At 70.5% G+C, this 20,895-nt stretch carries 17 protein-coding genes; 7 read left to right on the forward strand and 10 right to left on the reverse strand.

The window, feature by feature from the left end; translation table 11 throughout:
• Nucleotides 1–24: 24 nt before the first annotated feature.
• The 3 genes from coaBC to ABB33_RS15950 are packed head-to-tail and all read left to right on the forward strand — an operon-like array spanning nucleotide 25 to nucleotide 4,121.
• Nucleotides 25–1,281, forward strand: coding sequence for a bifunctional phosphopantothenoylcysteine decarboxylase/phosphopantothenate--cysteine ligase CoaBC (gene coaBC, locus ABB33_RS15940; RefSeq protein WP_056932732.1), 1,257 nt, complete (start codon nucleotides 25–27; stop codon nucleotides 1,279–1,281).
• A 2-nt stretch (nucleotides 1,282–1,283) separates the two neighbouring features.
• On the forward strand, nucleotides 1,284–1,751 hold the full coding sequence (gene dut / locus ABB33_RS15945) for a dUTP diphosphatase (protein ID WP_225546719.1): 468 nt from the start codon (nucleotides 1,284–1,286) through the stop codon (nucleotides 1,749–1,751).
• Between the two features lie 15 nt (nucleotides 1,752–1,766).
• Nucleotides 1,767–4,121, forward strand: a complete 2,355-nt coding sequence (locus ABB33_RS15950) for a phosphomannomutase/phosphoglucomutase (RefSeq protein WP_056932734.1) — start codon at nucleotides 1,767–1,769, stop codon at nucleotides 4,119–4,121.
• A gap of 78 nt (nucleotides 4,122–4,199) precedes the next feature.
• On the opposite strand, the gene ABB33_RS15955 is transcribed toward ABB33_RS15950, so the two are convergent.
• The 8 genes from ABB33_RS15955 to pyrE all read right to left on the reverse strand — a co-directional run bounded on the left by ABB33_RS15955 (nucleotide 4,200) and on the right by pyrE (nucleotide 13,736).
• Complete coding sequence (locus ABB33_RS15955) at nucleotides 4,200–4,907, reverse strand: response regulator transcription factor (RefSeq protein ID WP_056932735.1); 708 nt, start codon at nucleotides 4,905–4,907, stop codon at nucleotides 4,200–4,202.
• Nucleotides 4,900–7,560 carry a sensor histidine kinase gene (locus ABB33_RS15960; protein WP_056932736.1) on the reverse strand — a complete coding sequence of 887 codons (2,661 nt, stop codon included), beginning with the start codon at nucleotides 7,558–7,560 and terminating at the stop codon, nucleotides 4,900–4,902. Before ABB33_RS15960 ends, ABB33_RS15955 begins: the two co-directional genes overlap by 8 nt.
• 36 nt (nucleotides 7,561–7,596) lie before the next feature.
• Nucleotides 7,597–8,187 (reverse strand): potassium-transporting ATPase subunit KdpC, encoded by a 591-nt coding sequence (kdpC, locus tag ABB33_RS15965; RefSeq protein ID WP_056932737.1) that lies wholly within the window; start codon nucleotides 8,185–8,187, stop codon nucleotides 7,597–7,599.
• Nucleotides 8,184–10,232, reverse strand: coding sequence for a potassium-transporting ATPase subunit KdpB (gene kdpB / locus ABB33_RS15970; RefSeq protein WP_380610656.1), 2,049 nt, complete (start codon nucleotides 10,230–10,232; stop codon nucleotides 8,184–8,186). The genes kdpC and kdpB overlap by 4 nt, the downstream gene beginning before the upstream one ends.
• 17 nt (nucleotides 10,233–10,249) lie before the next feature.
• Complete coding sequence (gene kdpA / locus ABB33_RS15975; RefSeq protein WP_056932739.1) at nucleotides 10,250–11,962, reverse strand: potassium-transporting ATPase subunit KdpA; 1,713 nt, start codon at nucleotides 11,960–11,962, stop codon at nucleotides 10,250–10,252.
• Between the two features lie 10 nt (nucleotides 11,963–11,972).
• Nucleotides 11,973–12,065: a potassium-transporting ATPase subunit F gene (locus tag ABB33_RS15980; RefSeq protein ID WP_054662589.1), complete on the reverse strand. Its 93-nt coding sequence runs from the start codon at nucleotides 12,063–12,065 to the stop codon at nucleotides 11,973–11,975.
• Nucleotides 12,066–12,359: 294 nt separating this feature from the next.
• Nucleotides 12,360–13,001 (reverse strand): hypothetical protein, encoded by a 642-nt coding sequence (locus ABB33_RS15985; RefSeq protein ID WP_056932744.1) that lies wholly within the window; start codon nucleotides 12,999–13,001, stop codon nucleotides 12,360–12,362.
• Between the two features lie 75 nt (nucleotides 13,002–13,076).
• Nucleotides 13,077–13,736 carry an orotate phosphoribosyltransferase gene (gene pyrE, locus ABB33_RS15990; RefSeq protein ID WP_054662592.1) on the reverse strand — a complete coding sequence of 220 codons (660 nt, stop codon included), beginning with the start codon at nucleotides 13,734–13,736 and terminating at the stop codon, nucleotides 13,077–13,079.
• A gap of 110 nt (nucleotides 13,737–13,846) precedes the next feature.
• Here pyrE and ABB33_RS15995 point away from each other — a divergent pair, with 110 nt between their 5' ends.
• The 3 genes from ABB33_RS15995 to ABB33_RS16005 all read left to right on the forward strand — a co-directional run bounded on the left by ABB33_RS15995 (nucleotide 13,847) and on the right by ABB33_RS16005 (nucleotide 16,490).
• Nucleotides 13,847–14,647 (forward strand): exodeoxyribonuclease III, encoded by an 801-nt coding sequence (locus ABB33_RS15995; protein ID WP_056932740.1) that lies wholly within the window; start codon nucleotides 13,847–13,849, stop codon nucleotides 14,645–14,647.
• Nucleotides 14,644–16,173 (forward strand): AmpG family muropeptide MFS transporter, encoded by a 1,530-nt coding sequence (locus ABB33_RS16000; protein ID WP_056932741.1) that lies wholly within the window; start codon nucleotides 14,644–14,646, stop codon nucleotides 16,171–16,173. The genes ABB33_RS15995 and ABB33_RS16000 overlap by 4 nt, the downstream gene beginning before the upstream one ends.
• A gap of 86 nt (nucleotides 16,174–16,259) precedes the next feature.
• Nucleotides 16,260–16,490 carry a hypothetical protein gene (locus ABB33_RS16005; protein WP_054662598.1) on the forward strand — a complete coding sequence of 77 codons (231 nt, stop codon included), beginning with the start codon at nucleotides 16,260–16,262 and terminating at the stop codon, nucleotides 16,488–16,490.
• A gap of 210 nt (nucleotides 16,491–16,700) precedes the next feature.
• On the opposite strand, the gene ABB33_RS16010 is transcribed toward ABB33_RS16005, so the two are convergent.
• Both ABB33_RS16010 and ABB33_RS16015 read right to left on the reverse strand, forming a co-directional pair.
• Entirely contained in the window at nucleotides 16,701–17,825 is a 1,125-nt protein-coding gene (locus tag ABB33_RS16010) for an anhydro-N-acetylmuramic acid kinase (protein ID WP_056932742.1), read from the reverse strand.
• 73 nt (nucleotides 17,826–17,898) lie between these two features.
• Nucleotides 17,899–19,350 carry a peptidoglycan DD-metalloendopeptidase family protein gene (locus ABB33_RS16015; protein ID WP_054662604.1) on the reverse strand — a complete coding sequence of 484 codons (1,452 nt, stop codon included), beginning with the start codon at nucleotides 19,348–19,350 and terminating at the stop codon, nucleotides 17,899–17,901.
• Between the two features lie 164 nt (nucleotides 19,351–19,514).
• On the opposite strand from ABB33_RS16015, the gene tyrS reads away from it, so the two are divergent.
• A complete protein-coding gene (gene tyrS / locus ABB33_RS16020) occupies nucleotides 19,515–20,726 on the forward strand; it encodes a tyrosine--tRNA ligase (RefSeq protein WP_056932743.1) in 1,212 nt (403 codons plus the stop codon).
• Nucleotides 20,727–20,895: the final 169 nt, after the last annotated feature.

Genomic DNA, 20,895 nt, shown 5'->3' on the forward strand with positions numbered 1-20,895 from the left:
TCTTGTGCAGGTAGGATTTCCCAAGTGACCGGCTTTCCCCACAGTGTCCATGCGCCCTCCCGGCCGCTGGACGGACAGAAGCTGCTGCTGTGCGTCGGCGGCGGCATCGCCGCCTACAAATCGCTGGAGCTGGTGCGCCGCCTGCGCGACGCCGGCGCCCACGTGCAGGTGGCCATGACCGACGGTGCGCAGCAGTTCGTCACGCCGTTGAGTTTCCAGGCCCTGTCAGGGCAACCGGTGCGCACCACCCTGTGGGACAGCGCCGCCGAACAGGCGATGGGCCATATCGAACTGGCACGCTGGGCAGACCGCATCGTCATCGCCCCGGCCACCGCCGACCTGCTGGCGCGGCTGGCGCACGGCCATGCCGACGACCTGGTCACCACGCTGTGCCTGGCCACGACCGCGCCGCTGACGGTGTGCCCGGCGATGAACCACCGGATGTGGCTGCATCCGGCCACCCAGGCCAACATCGCGCTGCTGCGCGAGCGCGGCGCGCAGGTGATCGGGCCGGAGGACGGCCCGCTGGCCGAGGGCGAATCCGGCCCCGGGCGGCTGAGCGAACCGGAGGCCATCGTCGCCGCGCTGGCCGGCCAGGCCGCGCCCGCGGCGGTTGCGGCCGTGCCGGACCGGCTGCAGGGCATGCGCGTGCTGATCAGCGCCGGGCCGACGTATGAGGACCTGGACCCGGTGCGCTATGTCGGCAACCGCTCCAGCGGCAAGATGGGCTACGCGCTGGCGGCCGCGGCCGCACGCCGTGGCGCGCGGGTGGTGCTGGTCAGTGGCCCGGTGCAGTTGCCGACGCCGGCCGGCGTGCAGCGGGTGGACGTACGCTCGGCCGCGCAGATGCGCGAGGCGGTGCTGGCCGCGCTGCCGGCCGACATCTACATCGGCGCGGCGGCCGTGGCCGACTACACCCCGCGCCAGGTGGCGCAGCAGAAGCTGAAGAAGACCGCGGGCAGCCAGACGCTGACCCTGGAGCTGGTGCGCACCCCGGACATCCTGGCCGAGGTGGCTACCCAGGAGCAGGCGCTGAAGCTGGTGGTCGGCTTTGCCGCCGAGACCCACGACGTGGAGAAGTACGCGCGTGGCAAGCTCGCCGACAAGCACCTGGACCTGATCATCGCCAACCAGGTCGGCATCGCCGGCGGCGGCTTCGAGAGCGACCAGAACGCGGCGACCGCCTATTGGGGCGATGGCCAGCGCGCGTTTCCGGGTACCGCCAAGACGCAGCTGGCCGAACAACTGCTGGACCTGATCGCGGAGAGACTGGACGCATGAACATGGATGCCGCCCCGCACCCATTGCAGGTGAAGCTGCTGGACCCCCGCTTCGGCGATGCCTGGCCGCTGCCGGCCTATGCCACCGAGGCCAGCGCCGGCATGGACCTGCGCGCGGCGATCGAAGTGCCGATGACGCTGGAACCCGGCGACGCGGCGCTGCTGCCCAGCGGCATCGCCATCCATATCGCCGACCCGGGCCTGTGCGCCGTGGTGCTGCCGCGCTCGGGGCTGGGCCACCGCCATGGCATCGTGCTGGGCAACGGTACCGGCCTGATCGATGCCGATTACCAGGGGCCGCTGCTGATCAGCGTGTGGAACCGCGGCCGCGAGCCGTTCACCATCGAACCGGGCGACCGCGTCGCCCAGCTGGTTGTCATGCCCATCGCCCGCGTGACCTTGCAGGTGGTGGATACTTTCATCGACAGTGCGCGTGGAACGGGTGGATTCGGCCACACCGGAGTGCGCTGACAGGGGAAACGCACGATGAGCCAAGGGAACCAAAGCGGGCGCCCGCGCCCGGCGCTCGGCCGTTCGACGCCGCTGCTGGCGGCACTGCTGGTGCTGCTGGCCGGCTGGTTCGGCTGGGGGGCCTTCGAGCAGTGGCGGCAGGCCGGCACCGGCGCCCGGCTGGAGCAGGCGCGCGACCAGGCGGTGCAGGAACTGCACAAGGCCCTTGCCGCGCAGACCGCGCAGTTCGCGCGCCAGCTCGAGCTGGAGCCGGTCAAGGCCGCGCTGGCCCAGGGCGATGGTGCGGCCGTGGCATCGGCGGTGCGTGAAAAATGGGGCGGGGTGGACGACGCGCAGGTATTCGACGGTGCGCTGGCCGATGCCTACGCCGACCCGGCCGCGTTCGGCTATTCGCGGCTGGCCCTGCTGGAACTGGCGATGAGCGAAGGCAAGCCGGTGGCGCGGGTGGTGCGTGACGGCAATGCGCCGCGCCTCGGGCTGGCCGCACCGGTGCGACTGCAGGAGCGGCCGGCGGTGGTCTACGTGCGCCAGCCGCTGAACCCCCTGACCACCGTGTTCGATGCGCTGGATTCGCCCGATTCGGCCTTCCTCGGCCTGCGCCAGGGCGGGTTCACCATCGTGCGTCGGGGCGATACCGCCCTGGGCGGTGGCGCCGATGCGCTGGCACGGCCGGTGGCCGACACCGGCCTGCGCGTGGTCGCGGAAATGCCCGACATGAGCGAAGGCCCGCTGGGCCTGGGCATGCTGGCCTGTGCGACGGTGGCGCTGCTGATGCTGGCGACGGCGGTGCTGTTGCTGGTCGGCCGCAAGCGCCTGCGCCTGCCTGTGCTGCGGCGCGGTGGCGAGGCGGTCGATGCCGACAGTGGCGTCACCCTGAGCGAGGCGCTGGCGCAGGAACCGCTGCCGGTGGCGGCGGCGCGCGTGCGCGGCGCGGGCAACGGCGAGGATGAGCCGGCGCCCGAGATGGACATCGGCACGGTGCCCGCCGGCATTTTCCGCGCCTACGACATCCGCGGGGTGGTCGGCAGCGAGCTGACGCCGGCCGTGGCCACGCTGATCGGCCAGGCCATCGGCACCCAGATGCAGGCCCAGGGCCTGCGCGAGGTGGTGGTGGGGCGCGACGGCCGCCTGTCCGGCCCCGAACTGGTGGCCGGGCTGGTCGAAGGCCTGCGCCGCGCCGGCTGTGATGTCATCGACATCGGCATGGCGCCGACCCCGGTGGTGTACTTCGCCGCGTACCACCTGCGCGCCGGCAGCTGCGTGGCGGTGACCGGCAGCCACAATCCGCCGGACTACAACGGCTTCAAGATCGTCATCGGCGGTGAAACCCTGTCCGGCGAGGCGATCACCGACCTGCACCGGTGCATCGTCGAAGGCCGCCTGCAGCGTGCCGATGCCCCGGGCGGGCTGCAGCAGCGCGAGGTCATCGCCGACTACGTGCAGCGCATCGCCGACGACGTGCAGCTGGACCGCCCGCTCAAGGTGGTGGCCGACGCCGGCAACGGCGTCGCCGGCGCGGTCGCCCCGCAGCTGCTGGAAGCCATCGGCGCCGAGGTGATCCCGCTGTACTGCGAGGTCGACGGACAGTTCCCCAACCACCACCCGGACCCGAGCGAACCGCACAACCTCGAGGACCTGGTGCAGATGGTCCGGCGTTTCGACGCCGACCTCGGCGTGGCCTTCGACGGCGACGGCGACCGCCTGGGCGTGGTCACCCGCGATGGCCGGATCGTGTTCGCCGACCGCCTGCTGATGCTGTTCGCCGCCGACGTGCTGGCGCGCAACCCCGGCGCGATGGTGATCTACGACGTCAAGTGCACCGGCCGCCTGGCCGACTACATCCTGCGCAACGGCGGCAGCCCGATGATGTGGAAGACCGGGCATTCGCTGATCAAGGCGCGCATGCGCGAGACCGACGCCGAGCTGGCTGGCGAGATGAGCGGCCACTTCTTCTTCAAGGAGCGCTGGTACGGCTTCGACGACGGCCTGTACGCCGCCGCGCGCCTGCTGGAGATCCTGGCGCAGCGCGAGGAAGATCCGTCCGAGGTGTTCGACGAACTGCCCGATGCGGTCTCCACGCCGGAGCTGAAAGTGGCGGTGGCCGAAGGCACCCAGCATGCGCAGGTGGCGTTGGTGGTGGCCGCCGCGCAGGCCGAGGATTCGCCGTTCGCGGCCGCCCGCATCTCCACCATCGACGGCCTGCGCGCGGATTTCAGCGACGGCTGGGGGCTGGTGCGCGCGTCCAACACCACCCCGGTGCTGGTGCTGCGGTTCGAGGCGGACGACGCGGACGCGCTGGAGCGGATCAAGGGCCTGTTCCGCGAGCAGCTGCGGCAGGTGCTGCCGGCCGGCACCGAACTGGGCTTCTGAGCCGGGGTACCCGCGCCGCGCGCGGGTGCCCGGCCGTTCGCCGCGAGGCACAGCACGCGCGCCCGGTGGCGCGTGGCGCTAGGGTGCCTGGAAGCGCAGGCCGACGCCCGGTTCGGTGAACAGGTAGCGCGACTGCAGCGCCGAGTCGCCGAGCTTGTGCCGCAGCCGGCCCACCAGGATGCGCAGGTAGTGGGTGTCGTGGCGATGGCTCGGGCCCCAGACTTCCTGCAGGATCTGCGGCTGGGTGACCACCCGCCCGGCGTTGCGCAGCAGCAGCGCCAGCAGCGCGTACTCCTTGCGGGTCAGCGCCACCGCCGCACCATCCACGCGGACCTCGCGGCGGGCCAGGTCGATGTGCAGGTGGCCATCGTCGAACAGCGGCACCTGGCCGTCGCCATCGGCGTTGCGGCCGCGCAGCAGCGCCCGCACCCGTGCCATCAGCTCCTGCGTGCCGAACGGTTTGGTCACGTAGTCGTTGGCGCCGTTGTCCAGCGCCCGCACCTTCTCCGCCTCGCCACCGCGCACGCTGAGCATGATCACCGGCACCTGGCTCCACTGCCGCAGTTCGGCCAGCACCTCGTGGCCTTCCATGTCGGGCAGGCCGATGTCCAGGATCACCAGGTCGGCGCCCTCGCCGGCCAGAGCACGCAGTCCCTCGCCGCCATTGGCGGCCTGCATGGTGGCGTATCCCTGGGCGCGCAGCGAGATGTCGAGGAAGCGGCGGATCTGCACCTCGTCGTCGATCACCAGCACCCGCGCCGGCGGTATGGCGGGGGGCTCAGCCATCGTCGCGCGGGCCTTCCGGGTGGGGCTGGAGCAGGGGCAGGGTCATGCGCACCAGCGTACCGTGTCCATCGCGGCCGGGCAGCGCTTCGACATGGCCGCCATGCGCGCCGATCATGCCCTGGCAGATGGTCAGGCCCAGGCCGGTGCCCTGGCGGCCGCGGTCGCCGCGCTCGACGCTGTAGAACATGTCGAAGATGCGCTGGCGCTCGGCGTCGGGAATGCCGGGTCCCTCGTCGATCACCTCGATGCACAGTTCGCCGTCGCGCACGCGCGCGCGTACTTCCACCGCCACACCCGGCGGCGAGAACTTGGCCGCGTTCTCCATCACGTTGAACAGTGCCTGCTCGACCAGCGCCGGATGCACCCAGATCGGCGGCAGGTCGTGCGGGATGTCCAGCTTCAGCAGTGCTTCGGGCTGGTAGCGCTGCAGGCGCCGTGCCGCCGAGCCGATCAGTTCGTCGACGCCGATCCAGTCGCGGCTGAGCTTGAGCCCGTCGTGGCCGAGCCGGGTCATGTCCAGCAGGTTCTGGATGTAGCGGTCCAGGCGCTCGCCCTCGACCACGATGGTGTCGAGCAGGGCGCGGCGGTCGCCGGCATCCATCGCCTCGGCATAGCTGGAAAGGCTGTCGGCCGAGCCGATCATCGCCGCCAGCGGCGAGCGCAGGTCGTGCGATACCGACGACAGCAGCGCCGAGCGCAGGCGTTCGGTCTCGTTGTGCAGGTGGGCGGTCTCCAGGTCGGCGACCAGCCGCGTGCGCAGTGCCGCCTGGGCGATGTCATCGACCATCGCCTCGGCCAGCTGGCGCTGCTCCGGGGCCAGCCGCGGATGCTGGTGGTCGAAGCGCAGGCCGGCCACGCCGATGCCATGCCCGTCGCCATCGAGCAGCGGCAGGAACCACCAGTCGGCGCCGGCCAGGGTGTCGGTGAAGCGGCCCGACGGCTGCCCGTGGCGCAGCGCCCAGTCGGCGGCGGCCAGGTCGGTGTCGCCGGGCGCGGCGCTGCCGCCGGTGCTGGTGTCGTGCGCCACCCGCACCCAGGCCGGTGCGTCCAGCGCCTGCTCCAGCGCGACCCGGCCGGCATGCGCCACCTGCGCGTTGTCCACGGCGCTGGCCAGTTGCCGGCCCAGCGCCTGGCGCACGTTGGCATGGCGGTTGGCCGCGCGCAGCGCCACCACCTGCATGCGCAGCCGCGACGCCAGTCGCCCGGCCACCAGCGCCGCGGCCAGGAACAGGAACACGGTGATCACGCCCTGGCGCGCGTTGATGGCGAAGGTGAAACGCGGCGCGATGAAGAAGAAGTTATAGGCCAGGAAGCACAGCGTGGCCGCCAGCACCGCCGCGCCCATGCGCGTGCGCGCGGCCACCAGCACCACCGCGACGATGAACACCATCGCCAGGTCGCTCAGCCCGATCCAGCGTTCGCCCAGCCATGCCGCCCCGCAGGCCACGGCGGTGGCCAGCAGCGCCAGCCCGGCATCCCGGCGCCAGTTCTCCGGGTCCAGCGACAACCGCGCCCGGCGCGCGCTGGCCCGCGCCTGCGGCGTGCTGATGATGGTGATCTCGTAGTGCGCGCCGCGCTGGATCAGCTGCTGGGTCAGGGTCTGGTTGAACAGCCGCGCCAGCGGCCGTTCGCGGGTGCGGCCCAGCACCAGGGTGGAGACGGCGTTGTGCGCGGCGTGGTCCAGCAGCACGTCGGCGATGCCCGGCCCGTGCAGCAGTTCGGCATCGCCGCCGAGCCGGCGCGCCAGCGCGAAGGCGGCGTCGATCTCGCGGCGGGTGGCCTCGTCCTGGCGGCGGTGCTGCACCGTGACCACGGTCCACGGGGCATCGCGGCGCTCGGCGATGCGCCGGGCCACGCGCACCAGGTATTCGCTCTGGCCGCCGCCGTCGATCGCCACCAGCACCCGGCGCCGCAGCGGCAGGTTGCCCTCGCCACGCGCCGCGCGGGTCTCGCGCAGGCTGCTGTCGACGCGGTCGGCCGCCTCCTGCATGGCCAGCTCGCGCAGCGCGGTGAGGTTGGCGGGCGAGAAGAAGGCCTGCAGCGCCTGCGCCGCCTGCTCGGGCACGTATACCTTGCCCTGCCGCAGGCGCTCGATCAGTTCGCGCGGCGGCAGGTCGACCAGCACGATGTCGTGCAGGCGGTCGAACACCGCATCGGGCACGGTTTCGGCGACGCGTACCCCGGTGATGCGCATCACCACGTCGTTGAGGCTTTCCAGGTGCTGGATGTTGATGGTCGTCCACACGTCGATGCCGGCGTCGAGCAGTTCCATCACGTCCTGCCAGCGCCGTTCGTGGCGGCTGCCGGGGGCGTTGCGGTGCGCCAGTTCGTCCACCAGCACCAGGGCCGGGCGCCGCGCCAGCACCGCATCCAGGTCCATCTCCTGCAGGTGATGGGCGCGGTACTGGACCTCGCGCAGGGCGATCAGCGGCAGGCCGTCCAGCAGGGCGGCGGTGTCGTCGCGGCCGTGCGTTTCCACCACGGCCGCGACCACGTCCACGCCCCGGCGCAGCTGCTCCTGCGCACGGGTGAGCATGGCGAAGGTCTTGCCGACGCCGGGTGCGGCGCCGAGGAAAACCGTCAGCTTGCCGCCCGCCTCGCGTTGCAGGCTATCGGCCAGCGCATCGGCCTGGCGGCTGCGGGAGTCGTTCATGGCCGCGATTGTGCGCCGCCACCGGCATGGGCGGAATCAACGCGCATGCGCGGCGGCATCCAGGGCCAGGTTCAGCGCGATCACATTCACCCGCGGCTGCCCGGGCACGCCCCATCCGGGCGCCTGCACGTGGCGTTCCAGCAGGGCCTGCACGCGCTGCTGCGGCCAGCCGCGTGCCCGCGCCACGCGCGCCACCTGCAGCCGTGCCGCGGCCGGCGACAGCTCCGGGTCGAGCCCGCTGGCCGAGGCGGTGACTAGGTCGGCCGGCACCTGCGCTGGTGCGACCCGTTCGCGTGCCGCCACCGCGGCGGTGGCATCGGCCACGCGCTGCGCCAGTTGCGGGTTGCCGCGCGCCAGGTTGCTGCCGGCGGCGGCCATCGGGTCGTAGCCGCTGGCCGATGGCCGCGCCTGGAAGTAGCCGTCGCCGGCGAACGGCTGGGCCAGCAGCAGCGAGCCGCGTACGCGGCCGTCGGCGTCGCGGACCAGGCTGCCGCCGGCCTGGGCCGGGAACAGAGTGCCGGCGATGCCGGTGGCGAGCACGGCGTAGGCCAGGCCGGTACCGAGCAGGGCGAACAGCGACAGGCCGATGGCCGGGCGCCACAGGGCAGTGGGGGTCTTGGGGGTCATGCGCCGAATACCAGGACGAGGAGAAGATCGATGGCCTTGATCGCCGCGAACGGCAGCAGCACGCCGCCGACGCCATACACCAGCATGTTCCGGCGCAGCAGCGCGGTGGCCGTGGCCGGGCGGAAGCGCACGCCACGCAGCGCCAGCGGAATCAGCGCCGGGATCACCAGCGCGTTGAACACCAGCGCCGCCAGCACCGCGTTGCGCGGGCTGGACAGCTGCATCACGTTCAGCGCCGCCATCGACGGGATCGCCGCGGCGAACAACGCCGGCAGGATCGCGAAGTACTTGGAAACGTCGTTGGCCAGCGAGAAGGTGGTCAGCGCGCCGCGGGTGATCAGCTGCTGCTTGCCCACCTCCACCACCGCCAGCAGCTTGGCCGGATCCGAGTCCAGGTCGACCATGTTGCCGGCCTCCTTGGCGGCCTGGGTGCCGGAGTTCATCGCCAGCCCGATGTCGGCCTGGGCCAGGGCCGGGGCATCGTTGGTGCCGTCGCCGACCATCGCCACCAGCCGCCCGCCCGCCTGCTCGCTGCGTATCCGCGCCAGCTTGTCCTCGGGCCTGGCCTGGGCGATGTAGTCGTCCACGCCGGCCTCGGCGGCGATGGCCGCGGCGGTCAGCGGGTTGTCGCCGGTGATCATCACCGTACGGATGCCCATCGCCCGCAACTGCGCGAACTTCTCGCGCATGCCGTGCTTGACCACGTCGGCCAGCTCGACCACGCCCAGCACGTGCCGGCCCTCGCACACCACCAGCGGGGTGGCGCCGCCGCGTGCGACCTGGTCCACGCGCGCCTGCAGTTCGTTGGGCACGCTGCCGCCGAGCGCCGATACATGCGCGGTGATGGCATCGGCGGCGCCCTTGCGGATGCGGCGACCGTCCGCAAGATCCACCCCGGACATCCGCGTCTGCGCGCTGAACGCCAGGTAGTCGGCCTGGTCTGGTTCGGCCGTGGCACAGCCCTGCTCGCGCGCCAGGCGCACGATCGACCGGCCTTCCGGGGTCGGGTCGGCCAGCGAGGACAGCAGTGCGGCTTCGCGCAGCTGCCAGGCTTCGATGCCGGCCAGCGGATGGAAGGCGCTGGCCTGGCGATCGCCGTAGGTGATGGTGCCGGTCTTGTCGAGCAGCAGCACATCCACGTCGCCGGCCACTTCCACCGCCTTGCCCGACTTGGCCAGCACGTTGGCCTGCAGCGCGCGGTTCATGCCGGCGATGCCGATGGCCGGCAGCAGCCCGCCGATGGTGGTCGGGATCAGGCACACCAGCAGCGCGATCAGCAGCAGCGGATCGAGCCGCACGCCGACGGCGGCGGCGATCCCCGGCAGCGTCGCCACCACCACCAGGAAAGTCAGCGACATCGCCGCCAGCAGCAGGGTCAGCGCGATCTCGTTCGGCGTCTTCTGCCGGTTGGCGCCTTCCACCAGCGCGATCATGCGGTCGAGGAAGCTGTGCCCCGGCTCGGCGGTGACGCGCACCACGATCTGGTCGGACAGCACCTTGGTGCCGCCGATCACGCCGGAGCGGTCGGTGCCGGCCTCGCGCAGCACGGGCGCCGATTCGCCGGTGACGGCGGCCTCGTTGATGGTGGCCAGCCCCAGCACGATCTCGCCATCGGCCGGCACGAACTCGCCGGCACCGACGATCACGTGATCGCCCGGGCGCAGCGCCGCGGCCGCCACCGCGCTTTCGGCCGCGCCGATCCGCGGTGCCGCCAGGCGACGCGCGACCAGGTCCTGGCGCGCACGCCGCAGCGCCGATGCCTGGCCGCGGCCACGTGCTTCGGCCACGGCTTCGGCGAAGTTGCCGAACAGCACCGTCAGCAGCAGGATCGCGGTAACCGCCAGGCCGAAGCCCAGCGGTGCCTGGCCGCCGAGGGTAAGCAGCAGCGCCAGTACGGTACCGGCCATGACCACCGCCATCACCGGGTTGTGCAGCAGGTGCGCCGGCGCGAGCTTGCGCACCGATTCGCGCAGCGCGTGCCGCCAGCTGGCGGCATCCAGCAGCGGGGGGCGGCGCGTGGCCGGGCGGGAAACAGGGGAGTTCATCGAAGCGCTCATGGATGTCAGGCTCCCTGCAGCGCCAGGCCCAGGTGGTCGGCCACCGGGCCGAGCACCAGTGCCGGCATGAACTGCAGCACGGTCAGGACGACGATCACGCAGACCAGGGTCAGGGCGAAGGTCGGGGTTTCTATCTGCAGGCTGCCGGCGCCCTGCGGCGCCTGCCGCTTGCCGGCCAGCTGCGCGGCGATGGCCAGTGGCACGATCAGTACCGGGAACCGTCCCAGCGCCAGCACCAGCGCGCAGCTGAGGTTCCACCAGACCGTGTTGTCGGCCAGCCCTTCAAAGCCCGAGCCGTTGTTGGCATAGGCCGAGGTGAACTCGTAGAACACCTGGGTGATGCCATGGAAGCCGGGGTTGGAGGTGCCGGCCAGGCCGGGGATGGCCAGGGTCAGCGCGGTCATGCCGAGCAGGGTGATCGGCTGCAGCAGCACCAGCAGGGCGAGCAGCCGTACCTGCGGCGTTTCCAGCTTGCGGCCGAACAGCTCGGGCGTGCGCCCGGTCATCAACCCGGCCAGGAACACCGCCAGCAACAGGTACACCAGGAACTGCTGCAGGCCGCAGCCGATGCCGCCCCAGATGGCACCGACCAGCATGTTGACCAGCGAGGCCATGCCGGCCAGCGGACTCATCGAATCCTGCATGCCGTTGACCGAACCGTTCTGCACCTGCGTGGTGAGCGTGGCCCACAGTGCGGTGCCGTCGGCGCCGAAGCGGACTTCCTTGCCCTCCATCAGCAACGGGCTGGCAGCGCCGGCGCCGTGCCCTTCCAGCCACACCGTGCCGAAGGTGGACAGCAGCGACATGCCGAGCATGCAGCCGAACACCAGCGCACCGAAGCGGCGGCGGCCGGTGAAGGCGCCGATCATGAACACCACCGCCATCGGCACCAGCACGATGCCGACCAGTTCCAGCGCGTTGGACAGCGGCGTCGGGTTCTCCAGCGGGAAGCTGCTGTTGGGTCCGTACCAGCCACCGCCATTGGCGCCGAGCTGCTTGGCCGCGACCATCGCCGCCACAGGGCCGAGCGGGATCTTCTGCGTCGCCATGCCGGCGCTGGCGTCGATCGGCGTGGCCTGCGGGCCGGCGGCCAGCGTCGAGGGCACGCCCTGCCAGGCCAGCAGCAGCGTCCATACCAGGCACAGCGGCAGCAGGAAGCGCAGGCACAGGCGCACCACGTCGGCGTAGTAGTTGCCCACGGTGACGGATGCGGGTGCCGCGGAGGCGCCGGTGGCGGGGTCCGGCGCCCGCGCGAACAGCGCCCGCAGCGTGGCCACCGCCAGTGCCAGGCCCATCATCGGGGTGATCACCTGCAGGCCGGTGATGGCGGTCATCTGCGACAGGTAGGACAGCTGCGCCTGGCCGCTGTAGTGCTGCTGGTTGGTGTTGGTCAGGAACGACACCAGGGTGTGCAGCGCGGTGTCCCAGCGCAGGTTGGGTACCTGGTCGGGGTTGAGCGGCAGCCAGGCCTGGGTCATGAACACCGCCAGCGTGGGCAGCGCCAGCACCAGGTTGCTGGCGAGGAAGGCGATGGCATAGCCGCGCCAGGACATGGCGCGCCCGGGGTCCACGCCGAGCAGCCGGTACAGCGGCTTTTCGATCCACTGGAACAGCGGGTCGATGCGCATGGGCGTGCCGCGCATCAGTCGCGCCAGGTACAGGCCCAGCGGCCACGCCAGGGCGATGCCGGCCAGCAGGATGACAAGGGCTTCGGTCATGGCGTGCTCCTCAGAACGACTCGGGACGCAGGACCGCGTACAGCAGGTAGGCGGCAGCGACCAGCGCCACCAGTCCGCACAGGAACAAAAGCCAGCCGGGCATTGGGAACCTCGGTTCAGCGGGGCGACCGCCTGCGCGGCGGGCGTACCGTATGGAAAGGGAAGCGACGGCGCCATTGCCTGCGCGGCCGCCCGTGCCAGGAGCGGTATCGTGCTCGCGGGTGCCGTAAACGTTCGATGGCGCCCGGCCGGCCGCGGCGTAAAAACGCCATAAAAAATCCGCAGGGTGGGCGGTAATGGCGTGGCCGCGCGGGCGACCCGGAGGCTGCGTGGGTGGACGGCGGCAACAAAAAAGCGGCCCGTGGGCCGCTTGCGGGGTTCCGCTTGTGGGGCGCGCTCAGCCCGGCGGCGACGCCGGGGTATCGGCCGCATCGGCCGCCGCGCCGGTGCCCTTGAGCTCGCGGTAACGGGCCAGGGTTTCGGCGATCTCCACGTCCAGTGCCTTGCGCTGCTGCTCGAACGCCGCCTGCAGCCGCAGCTGGGCAAGCAGTTCGGTATGGCGCTGGCGGATGTCCTGTGCCTGCTTGTCGGTGACCTTCTGCCCGGCCAGTTCGCGGTCGCCGGCGACCGACAGCTGGGTGGCAAGCGCCTCGCGCAGGCTGCCGACGTTGTAGATCGCGGTCTTGATGTTGTTGTCGACGATCGCCGCGCGCTCGTTGAACACGCGGCGCAGCGCGTCCTCGCTGCCATAGGTGGACAGCATGGCCTGCTCGGTGCGCTTGCGGGTCTCGGCCGCCGCGGCATCCACCTGCGCCTGTGCGGCGGCAAGCTCCGCGTCGGCACGCTCCTCTGCGCTGAGCGCGCGCTGCACCTCGGCGCTGCGCAGGCCGCTGCGCGCGTTGAACTCCTGGCGCGCGCTGTTGACGGCCTCGGGTGGCAGGGTGTCCGAACAGATCCGTTCACCGCGGGGGGTATCCCAGCAGTAGAGCTTCTTGCCGGTGTCGGCCGGCTTGTCCTGGGCCGGCGCCGGTGCCGGCATGGCCAGTGCTGCCAGCACCAGCAGCATGCCGGTGCCGGTGATGGACGGATTCGGCCTCATGACAGCCCCCTGCGGTCAGCCCGTTGGATTGCTTCCGTAGCGGGCCCGGTAGGCCAGCAACGGTTCGCGGTAGCCGACAAGTTCCGGGTTCCCGGAGGCGAATGCAAGCAGGTCGGCCAGGTTGGCCACGGCGATCACCGGGATGCCGGTCTCGGCGGCCACGGCCTGGGCGGCCGAGCGGCGGTCATCCTCCGAGGCGATCTCCTGGCGGTCCAGCGCGACCACGATGCCGGCCGGGATGCCGTTGGCGGCGCGGATGATGGCCAGCGCCTCGCGGATGGCGGTGCCGGCGGTGATCACGTCGTCGACGATCAGGATGCGCTTGCCGGCCATGTCGGCGCCGATCAGGGTGCCGCCCTCGCCGTGGTCCTTGGCTTCCTTGCGGTTGAAGGTCAACGGCAGGTTGCGGCCGCGGTGCGAGAACTCGCAGGCGATGGCGGTGGCCAGCGGGATGCCCTTGTAGGCCGGCCCGAACAGCTGGTCGAAGGCGACGCCGGAGGATTCGACCGCGTCGGCGTAGCAGTTGCCCAGCTGGGCCAGCGCCAGGCCGGTGTCGAAACGGCCGGCGTTGAAGAAGTAGGGGCTTACCCGGCCGGACTTGAGGGTGAACTGGCCGAAGCGGAGGGCATCGGCGTTCAGCGCCAGCTGCAGGAAGCGGGAACGGTGGTCACTCATGTAATGCGCTTTTTTGTCGTCTATTGAAGGCGCCTAGGGTAAAGCATGGCTTCGGGGAATGCTGGCGCGGGCGGTATGCTGTGCCGTCCCGGGCCTGTCAGCGGTTTCCCATGCGCATCATCAGTTTCAACGCCAACGGCATCCGTTCGGCCACCACCAAGGGCTTCGGCGCCTGGTTCGCCGGCCAGCAGGCCGACGTGCTGTGCATCCAGGAGACCAAGGCGCAGGAATCGCAGCTGTCCGACCCGCTGTTCCGCCCGGACGGCCACCACTGCTTCTACCGCGATGCCACCACCAAGAAGGGCTACAGCGGGGTGGCGATCTGGAGCCGGCGCGAACCGGACGAGGTCCGCACCGGGCTGGGCTGGGCGCCGTTCGACGACGAAGGCCGCTATATCGAGGCGCGCTTCGGCAATCTGAGCGTGGTCTCCTTCTATATCCCGTCCGGCTCGTCGGGCGAGCTGCGCCAGGGGTTCAAGTTCGAGGTGATGGACTGGCTGCGGCCGATCCTGGCGCAGTGGCTGGCCAGCGGCCGCGACTACGTGCTGTGCGGGGACTGGAACATCGTGCGCACTGCCCTGGACATCAGGAACTGGAAGTCCAACCAGAAGAACTCGGGCTGCCTGCCGGAGGAGCGCGACTGGCTCAACGGCCTGTGCGCGGACCTGCCCGGGGAGCACGACCCGGCTGCCGGCCGCGGCTGGGTGGACGCCTACCGCGTACTGCACCCGCAGGGGCAGGACTACACGTGGTGGAGCAACCGTGGCGCGGCGCGCGCCAACAACGTCGGTTGGCGCATCGACTACCAGCTGGTCACCCCCGGCCTGCGCCAGCGCCTGCGCGGCTGCTCGATCTACCGCGACGAGCGCTTCTCCGACCACGCCCCGTTCAGCGTGGACTACGACCTGTGAGCGAAGCGCTGGTGGAGGCCCCGCATCGCGGCCTGTCGCGACTGCGCCGCCTGTTCGTGATCCTGCTGCTGGGCTTCGCCTCCGGCCTGCCGCTGGCGCTGACCGGCGGCGCCATGCAGGCGTGGCTTACGGTGGAAGGCCTGGACCTGGTCACCCTGGGCTTCCTGTCCCTGATAGGCATCCCGTACACGTTCAAGTTCCTGTGGGCGCCGCTGATCGACCGCTTCGACCTGCCGTTGCTCGGCCGCCGGCGCGGCTGGATCGTGCTGATGCTGTTCGCCCTGGCCGCGGCGCTGCTGGTGATGAGTTCGCTCTCGCCCTCGCGCAACCTGGGCCTGTTCGCTTCCGTGGCGGTGGTGGTGGCCTGCCTGTCGGCCACTCTGGACGTGGTGATCGATGCCTACCGCACCGACTTGTTGCAGCCGGCCGAACGTGGCCTGGGCGGCTCGCTGACCGTCCTTGGCTATCGACTGGCCATGGTCCTGTCCGGTGGCATCACCCTGATCTGGGCCGAGCAGTGGCAAAGCTGGCCGCAGGTGTACCGGGTCATGGCGAGCTTGGCGGCGGTGGTCGGCGTGCTGGCGCTGGTGCTGATGCCGCCGCTGCCGGCGCGCTTCAAGGCACCGGTCTCCAAGGCCAGCAATGAAGTATGGGGTTTCCTGGCGCTGGTGCTTGGCGTGGCGGCGGGGGCCTGGCTGGCCCACCAGCTGCTGGTGCTGGTCGGGCTGGACCCGGACAGCAGCGACCGCTGGGTGCGGCTGGTGTTCGTCATCACCCAGATCGCTGCGGCGATGGTGCTGGGCCTGGGGGTCACCCGCTGGGTGCGCTTCGAGACCCTCAACGCTTCGCTGCGCAGCTATTTCGGCATGCGAGGTGCCGGTGCCTTCCTCGCGCTGGTGGTGCTGTACAAGGTCGGCGATGCCTTCGCGCTGAGCCTGTCCACGCCGTTCCTGCTCAAGGGCATGCACTTTAGCCAGGCCGAGGTAGGGCTGGCCAACAAGACCATCGGTCTGCTGATGACCATCGTCGGCGCCATCGTCGGCGGCTTCTTCCTGCTGCGCCTGCGCCTGTCCACGGCGGTGATCGCCTTCGGGGTGCTGCAGTTGGTCTCCAACCTGGGGTTCTACCTGCTGGCCCGCGAGGGGGCTGGCGCCTGGGGTACGGTGGAAGTGCCCGCTTTCAACCTGCTGATCGTGCACCTGGACACGCCCACGCCGATGGACGGCCTGCTGCTGTTCGCGCTGAGCCTGGACAATTTCGCCGGGGGCATGGGCACGGCGGCGTTCGTGGCGCTGCTCAGTGGCCTGTGCGGCACCCGCTTCTCGGCTACCCATTACGCGCTGTTGTCGGCCTTCGCCACGCTGGGGCGGGTGTTCGTCGGGCCGTTCGCCGGTGTACTGGCCGATGCCTATGGCTGGCAGGTGTTCTTCCTGGTCTCGGTGGTGGTTGGCATGCCGGGTCTGCTGATGGCCTGGTGGCTGCGCCGCGAGGTGGATGCCACCACCCGGGTTGTCGAGGCCGGCTAAATCGCCGGCCGGTTCTTATTGAATCCCCCGGCCGCGTCGTCGATGATGCCCGCGGGGGGGATCCGCCGGACTGCTGGCGGGATGACATGGCCGACGTGATCTTGCGGGATGTCGACCCGCTGCTGCTTGAACGCATCCGCCGCCTGGCGGTGGCGCGCGGCTGGACCCGCGAACATACCTGCCTGGTGCTGCTCGAACAGGGCCTGTTCGCCGGCGAGCACGAGATGAGCCACGGTTTCGAGAATCCGGAAGTGGACGTGCTGTCCGAAGCCATCCACGCCCTGCAGGCGTTGCCCGCCGGTGCCGAATTCGGTTGAGTGCACGCCCGGCACGGGCCAGGGCTGGGCCCCGATGCCCCGGCTTCAGGCAAACGCGGCTCGCCGTAGTAGATGCGGGTTTGCGCCGCATGGGACATGCCGGGCAAACCGTGCCGGGCGAGCCCGGCAGCTACGACAACGGGCAGGTCAGGTGGACGCCCGGCACCCCAGCGTCCGTGCGGGCGATTTTCGGGGCTGCGCCCCAAGGTTTCACGCCGGGTGGATCGCGCCCAGGATCCGCGGCCCGCGCGCGCCGCTGACGCTGGGCAGGTTGCCCGGGCGTCCGGCCAGGGCTTCGCGTGCCAGCCAGGCGAAGCCCATCGCTTCCATGTAGTCCGGGTCGAGCCCATGCGCGGCGCTGGAGACCACCTCCACCCCCGGCAGCCGCGCGGCGATGCGCCGCAGCAGGTGGGAATTACGGACGCCGCCGCCGCATACCAGCAGCCGGCGTGCGCCGGGCAGGTGCGCCCGCAGCGCATCGGTGACGGTGGCGGCGGTGAGTTCGGCCAAGGTGGCCTGCACATCGGCCGGCGCCAGCGGCGCGTCGCCGATCCGCGCGTCCACCCAGTCCAGGTGGAACTGTTCGCGGCCGGTGCTCTTGGGCGGTGGCAGCGCGAACCAGGCATCGTCCAGCAACCGCGCCAACAGCGCCTCGTCGACCCGGCCGCTGGCGGCGAAAGCGCCATCGGCGTCGAATGCGGTGCCGAGGTGCCGCTGGCACCATCCATCGAGCAGCGCATTGGCCGGGCCGGTGTCGAAACCGCGCAGGCTGCCGTCGCGGGCCAGCAGGCTCAGGTTGGCGATACCGCCCAGGTTGAGCACTGCCCGGTCCTCGCCGCTGCTGCCGAGCATCGCCAGGTGGAAGGCTGGCATCAGCGGCGCACCGTGTCCGCCGGCGGCGACGTCGCGGCGGCGGAAATCGGCCACCGTGGTGATGCCGGTCAGTTCAGCGATGCGGTTGGCATCGCCGATCTGCCAGGTGAAGGCGGGGCTGGCGGTGGGACGATGGCGGATGGTCTGCCCGTGCGAGCCGATCGCCCGCACCTGCGCATGCGCGATGCCTGCCCGTTCGAGCAGGCCGTTGGCGGCGGCGGCGAAGGCGATGCCGACCTCGGCGTCCAGTTGCCCGAGTGCGTCCAGCGATGCCGGTTCGGCACCCTGGCCCAAGGCAACCAGCGCGTCGCGGGTCCGGACCTGCCAGTCGAAGGTATGCCCGTGCACGAACCGGCAGCCGCCTTCAACCGGGAACTGCACCAGCGCGGCGTCGATGCCATCGGCGCTGGTGCCGGACATCAGGCCGAGGAACAGGGGCAGCTGCGGATCGATGGAGGTCATGCCGGGGCCGGAAACAAGAAGGGCAGGGAAGCTTCAGGCTCCCTGCCCTGGCCGTCAACGCGGCAGGCCGCCGTCAGCCGCGCTTGTTCCCGGCCGGGGCCGTTGCGGTACTGGCGGTGACGGTGGGCTTGTCCTTGCCGGCATCGGCGTACATCAGCTCTTCCATGCCGCGGATGCGGGCCATCGCCGGCGCGGTCTGGGCGCGGAACGCAGCCAGCTCGGCACCCTTGAGCGGCTCCGGCGGCGGCATGGTCACCGACAGCGGGTTGCGGTGCTGGCCGTTGACCCGGAATTCGTAGTGCAGGTGCGGGCCGGTGGCCATGCCGGTGGAACCGACGTAGCCGATCACGGTGCCCTGGTTCACGCGCTGGCCGGTACGGATCTTGCCGAAACGCGACATGTGCCCGTACAGGGTGGTGTAGCCGCGGCCGTGGTCGAGGATCACCACGTTGCCGTAGCCGCGCTGGGTGCCGGCGAACTGTACGCGGGCGTCGCCGGCGGCCATGATCGGCGTGCCGGTGCCGGCGGCGTAGTCCACGCCCTTGTGCATGCGCATCGTGCCGAGGATGGGGTGGCGACGCGAACCGAAGGTGGAACTCAGCCGCGCGAACGGGATCGGCATGCGGATGAAGCTCTTCTTCAGCGGCCGGCCGTTGAGGTCGAAGTACTCGGACTTGTCGCCACGGTCGAAGCGGAACCCGGTGTAGGTCTTGCCGCCGGTACTGAAGGTCGCGGCCAGGATCTTGCTGGTGTCGATGCGCTCGCCCTCGCGCCAGGTCTCGTCCATGACCACGCTGAAGCGGTCGCCCGGCTGCACGTCCTTGGAGAAGTCGATGTCGTACTTGAAGATCTCGTCGGTCATCGTATTGATGGCCGAGGGCGACAGCCCGGCCTTCAGCGCCGAGGCATAGAGCGAGCTGCGGATTTCGCCGCTGGCGACCACGGTGCGGGTGGTGGTCACCCGCTCCAGCACCCGCTCGCGGACCTGGTCGCCCTGCAGCGACAGCTCGACGCGGTGGCCGGCATCGCGGTCGAAGCGGATTGTGCGCAGCTGGCCGTTCACCGGCAGGTCGAAGGCGATCTCGGTACCCGGCCGCAGCCGGGTCAGTGCCTCGCGCGTGCCCGGGTGGTCCAGTACCCGGTGCATCACCGTCGCCGGTACCCCCGCCACCTCGAACAGGTCGCTCAGGGTCTGGCCGCGTTGCACCCGCAGGATCTGCCAGCTGTCGCCGGGAACTTCGGCGCGCCGGGCCGGCGGCAGCGGGGGCAGCGGCAGGGCCAGGGTCGAATGCGCCGATGGCAGCGGCGCGTCGATGGCATTGGAGAAGCCCGGCACGATGGTCGCCGCCAGCGCGCCGATGGTCGCGAACAGGCTGGCGTGGATCCAGTGGCGCCGGGTCCAGCGCTCGTTGAACGCTGCCGGGAGGTGTTGCTTCAACTTCCGATGCAGGGCGGTGTCGTGGAGGACGTGGAGTCGTTCCTGAAAGCGCTGTTTGCGCGCCTGGCCGTGATCGGGTTGGGACATCGCTGGGTTCTCTGGACGGCCCGGATCGCGGGCCCAAACGCGGTTAACATAGTCACCCTTCAATACCGCGTCAAACCATTGAGCCGCATGGCTTTTTGATGAATTGGGCGGTTAACCTGCACTTAACACCATTCATGTCTGACGGCGAAGCCGGGAGTTCTAGCGTGTCCTCGATTGATGAAGCCCTTGCCCTGATCGGCCGCGGTGCCGATGAAATCCTCAAGGTGGATGAACTGCGCCAGCGTCTGGAGAGCGGTCGTCCGCTGCGGGTCAAGGCCGGCTTCGACCCCACCGCCCCGGACCTGCACCTGGGCCATACCGTGCTGCTGAACAAGCTGCGCCAGTTCCAGAACCTGGGGCACCAAGTGATCTTCCTGATCGGCGACTTCACCGGCATGATCGGCGACCCGTCGGGCAAGAACGTCACCCGCAAGCCGCTTTCGCGCGAGGACGTGCTGGCCAATGCCCGCACCTACCAGGACCAGGTGTTCAAGGTGCTCGACCGCGAACGCACCGAGGTCCGCTTCAATTCCGAATGGTTCGGCAAGATGGGCGCGGCCGACATGATCCGCCTGGCCGGCCAGCACACGGTGGCGCGCATGCTCGAGCGCGACGACTTCGCCAAGCGCTACGCCGCCCAGCAGTCCATTGCCATCCATGAGTTCCTCTACCCGCTGGTGCAGGGCTACGACTCGGTGGCGCTGGAGGCGGACGTCGAGCTCGGCGGCACCGACCAGAAGTTCAACCTGCTGATGGGGCGCGGCCTGCAGGAGCACTACGGCCAGAAGCCGCAGATCGTGCTGACCATGCCGCTGCTGGAAGGCCTGGACGGCGTCAACAAGATGTCCAAGTCGCTGGGCAACTACATCGGCATCAGCGAGCCGCCGATCGACATCGTCACCAAGACCATGAAGATCGACGACACGCTCATGTGGCGCTGGATCGACCTGCTCAGCTTCGACATCTCCATTGCCGAGGCCGGGCAGCTGCGTGCCGAAGTCGAAGCCGGCGCGATCAACCCGCGCGAGATCAAGCTGCGCCTGGCGCGCGAACTGGCCACGCGCTTCCACGATGCCGCTGCCGCCGAGCAGGCCATTGCCGGCTGGAATGCGGCGGTGACCGGGCAGGGCGACATCACCCAGTTGCCGCTGCAGGAAGTGGTGGTGCCGGCCGACGGCCTGCGCATCGGCGCCCTGTTGACGGCCGCCGGCCTCACGCCGAGCAACTCAGAGGCCTCGCGCAAGCTCAAGGAGCGTGCGGTGAAGGTGGACGGTAGCGTCGTCGAGGACGCGCAGACGGTGCTGCCGCCGGGTTTCGAGGGCCTGCTGCAGGTGGGCAAGCGCACGTTCGCGCGGGTACTGCTGGTCGTCGCCTGACGCCACGCCGCAGCCAGGCCGGGCCAGAGGTCCCGGTCTGGCGCGGCATGAATGCACGCGAATCATCTCGTATTTGCCTCTTCCCAAAGTGGAGAGGAGGACGCATACTTCCGCTCCTTCGCCGCCGGCCGGTGGTTGGCAGCGAAGGCAGGAAGTTGAAGTCACCCTC

It is taken from the genome of Stenotrophomonas acidaminiphila (genome assembly GCF_001431595.1).
Classification (GTDB): Bacteria; Pseudomonadota; Gammaproteobacteria; order Xanthomonadales; family Xanthomonadaceae; genus Stenotrophomonas; species Stenotrophomonas acidaminiphila.

Bases quoted from the DNA above. Each gene is read 5' to 3' on its own strand.
- ABB33_RS16015 (WP_054662604.1), bottom strand. From the start codon at position 19,350: ATGTCCCAACCCGATCACGGCCAGGCGCGCAAACAGCGCTTTCAGGAA.
- kdpA (WP_056932739.1), bottom strand. From the start codon at position 11,962: ATGACCGAAGCCCTTGTCATCCTGCTGGCCGGCATCGCCCTGGCGTGG.
- pyrE (WP_054662592.1), bottom strand. From the start codon at position 13,736: ATGAGTGACCACCGTTCCCGCTTCCTGCAGCTGGCGCTGAACGCCGAT.
- ABB33_RS15995 (WP_056932740.1), top strand. From the start codon at position 13,847: ATGCGCATCATCAGTTTCAACGCCAACGGCATCCGTTCGGCCACCACC.
- ABB33_RS16010 (WP_056932742.1), bottom strand. From the start codon at position 17,825: ATGACCTCCATCGATCCGCAGCTGCCCCTGTTCCTCGGCCTGATGTCC.
- ABB33_RS15955 (WP_056932735.1), bottom strand. From the start codon at position 4,907: ATGGCTGAGCCCCCCGCCATACCGCCGGCGCGGGTGCTGGTGATCGAC.
- dut (WP_225546719.1), top strand. From the start codon at position 1,284: ATGGATGCCGCCCCGCACCCATTGCAGGTGAAGCTGCTGGACCCCCGC.
- ABB33_RS15950 (WP_056932734.1), top strand. From the start codon at position 1,767: ATGAGCCAAGGGAACCAAAGCGGGCGCCCGCGCCCGGCGCTCGGCCGT.
- ABB33_RS15980 (WP_054662589.1), bottom strand. From the start codon at position 12,065: ATGCCCGGCTGGCTTTTGTTCCTGTGCGGACTGGTGGCGCTGGTCGCT.
- kdpB (WP_380610656.1), bottom strand. From the start codon at position 10,232: ATGAACTCCCCTGTTTCCCGCCCGGCCACGCGCCGCCCCCCGCTGCTG.
- ABB33_RS16005 (WP_054662598.1), top strand. From the start codon at position 16,260: ATGGCCGACGTGATCTTGCGGGATGTCGACCCGCTGCTGCTTGAACGC.
- ABB33_RS15985 (WP_056932744.1), bottom strand. From the start codon at position 13,001: ATGCCGGCACCGGCGCCGGCCCAGGACAAGCCGGCCGACACCGGCAAG.
- ABB33_RS15960 (WP_056932736.1), bottom strand. From the start codon at position 7,560: ATGAACGACTCCCGCAGCCGCCAGGCCGATGCGCTGGCCGATAGCCTG.
- kdpC (WP_056932737.1), bottom strand. From the start codon at position 8,187: ATGACCCCCAAGACCCCCACTGCCCTGTGGCGCCCGGCCATCGGCCTG.